At 51.8% G+C, this 885-nt stretch carries 1 protein-coding gene; it reads left to right on the top strand.

The genetic code is table 11. The annotated features are described in order from the left end of the window. The coding region (locus STRDD11_RS09455) for an FTR1 family iron permease (RefSeq protein WP_206512703.1) at positions 1-885 on the top strand (885 nt) is incomplete at both ends.

Genomic DNA, 885 nt, shown 5'->3' with positions numbered 1-885 from the left:
AGATGAACGCTGCCTGGACAGCCAATGAGAGTGTGGTGCGAGACAGCAGCACTGCCCATTACGGCAAGGTCGAAACGGCCATTTCCTTTCTGCGCAGTTCTATCGAAACCGAGCCAACGGACTTTGAAATGATCCAGTCTTCCTTTGATGACTTAAAGGCTGCTATTGACCGCTTTGTCAAAGGAGAGGAAGTCGCTGAGACGTCCGGCAATCTGACCCTGCAGGACGGGATCAAGATGCTGGAAGAAGCCTTGAGCCATTTTCAAAGCGGAGACAACAAAAAAGCCGGCTCAATCATGAAGGAATTTATCACCATCTGGCCGACAATCGAGGGCGATGTCAGCACGAAAAATCCTTCTCTTTATACCAAGGTCGAGAGCCAGACGCCGGTCATCATGGTGAAAGGCAGTGAAAAGAAGTATCAGGAGCAGCTGCAGAGCCTGATCAGCGAGCTGTCGCAAATCGATACCAGTGCTTCTTACACTTTTTTTGATGCAATGCTGATTCTGCTGCGGGAAGGAGTAGAAGCCCTGCTCATTGTCATGGCGCTGGTGGCGACCCTCAAGGCCTCTAAGATGAAAAAAGGTCTGAAATGGGTCTATTCCGGAGCAGCTTTAGGGGTTGTGGCCAGTGCTCTCATCGCCGTGCTGCTGCAGAGTCTGTTTCCGGCTGTGGCCTCCGGCTCCAATCGGGAAATCATCGAAGGAGCCGTGGGGATTTTCGCTGTCGGCATGATGATTGTCGTCGGTATCTGGCTGCACAGCAAATCCTCTGTCAAAAAATGGAATGACTTTATGGAAAGCCAGATGAAGGCAGTGACGGCGACTGGCAGCTTTCTTTCCATGTTTGCCCTCAGCTTCTTGGCTGTTTTCCGCGAAGGGGCGG

This window comes from Streptococcus sp. DD11, assembly GCF_001578865.1.
In the GTDB taxonomy this organism is placed as follows: Bacteria; Bacillota; Bacilli; order Lactobacillales; family Streptococcaceae; genus Streptococcus; species Streptococcus panodentis.
This window is presented reverse-complemented; position numbering and strand designations above follow the sequence as displayed.